The 1,667-nt window shown below is 52.3% G+C and carries 1 rRNA gene; it reads right to left on the reverse strand.

Annotated features, from left to right (window positions below):
- Positions 1-17 precede the first annotated feature (17 nt).
- Positions 18-1,558: ribosomal RNA gene (locus tag ACMV5I_RS29395) — 16S ribosomal RNA — on the reverse strand.
- Positions 1,559-1,667 lie beyond the last annotated feature (109 nt).

Genomic DNA, 1,667 nt, shown 5'->3' on the forward strand with positions numbered 1-1,667 from the left:
AACTGCATATCTTTAGGTAAGGAGGTGATCCAACCGCAGGTTCCCCTACGGTTACCTTGTTACGACTTCACCCCAGTCATGAATCACAAAGTGGTAAGCGCCCTCCCGAAGGTTAAGCTACCTACTTCTTTTGCAACCCACTCCCATGGTGTGACGGGCGGTGTGTACAAGGCCCGGGAACGTATTCACCGTAGCATTCTGATCTACGATTACTAGCGATTCCGACTTCACGGAGTCGAGTTGCAGACTCCGATCCGGACTACGACATACTTTATGAGGTCCGCTTGCTCTCGCGAGTTCGCTTCTCTTTGTATATGCCATTGTAGCACGTGTGTAGCCCTACTCGTAAGGGCCATGATGACTTGACGTCATCCCCACCTTCCTCCGGTTTATCACCGGCAGTCTCCTTTGAGTTCCCACCATTACGTGCTGGCAACAAAGGATAAGGGTTGCGCTCGTTGCGGGACTTAACCCAACATTTCACAACACGAGCTGACGACAGCCATGCAGCACCTGTCTCACAGTTCCCGAAGGCACCAATCCATCTCTGGAAAGTTCTGTGGATGTCAAGAGTAGGTAAGGTTCTTCGCGTTGCATCGAATTAAACCACATGCTCCACCGCTTGTGCGGGCCCCCGTCAATTCATTTGAGTTTTAACCTTGCGGCCGTACTCCCCAGGCGGTCGACTTAACGCGTTAGCTCCGGAAGCCACGCCTCAAGGGCACAACCTCCAAGTCGACATCGTTTACAGCGTGGACTACCAGGGTATCTAATCCTGTTTGCTCCCCACGCTTTCGCACCTGAGCGTCAGTCTTTGTCCAGGGGGCCGCCTTCGCCACCGGTATTCCTCCAGATCTCTACGCATTTCACCGCTACACCTGGAATTCTACCCCCCTCTACAAGACTCTAGCTTGCCAGTTTCAAATGCAGTTCCCAAGTTAAGCTCGGGGATTTCACATCTGACTTAACAAACCGCCTGCGTGCGCTTTACGCCCAGTAATTCCGATTAACGCTTGCACCCTCCGTATTACCGCGGCTGCTGGCACGGAGTTAGCCGGTGCTTCTTCTGCGAGTAACGTCAATGAACAGTGCTATTAACACTGAACCCTTCCTCCTCGCTGAAAGTGCTTTACAACCCGAAGGCCTTCTTCACACACGCGGCATGGCTGCATCAGGCTTGCGCCCATTGTGCAATATTCCCCACTGCTGCCTCCCGTAGGAGTCTGGACCGTGTCTCAGTTCCAGTGTGGCTGGTCATCCTCTCAGACCAGCTAGGGATCGTCGCCTAGGTGAGCCATTACCTCACCTACTAGCTAATCCCATCTGGGCACATCCGATGGTGTGAGGCCCGAAGGTCCCCCACTTTGGTCCGAAGACGTTATGCGGTATTAGCTACCGTTTCCAGTAGTTATCCCCCTCCATCGGGCAGTTTCCCAGACATTACTCACCCGTCCGCCGCTCGTCACCCAGGAGCAAGCTCCCTGTGCTACCGCTCGACTTGCATGTGTTAGGCCTGCCGCCAGCGTTCAATCTGAGCCATGATCAAACTCTTCAATTAAAAGCTTGATTTGCTTCAACTCGTGAAGCGATGCTCGAAAATTAACTTTCGTAATAATTCATTCGCATGAATTACTGCTTGGTCACTCTTCAAGACTTGATATTTTTTT

The organism is Serratia sp. T13T92 (assembly GCF_047530105.1).
GTDB classification, from domain to species: Bacteria; Pseudomonadota; Gammaproteobacteria; order Enterobacterales; family Enterobacteriaceae; genus Chania; species Chania fonticola.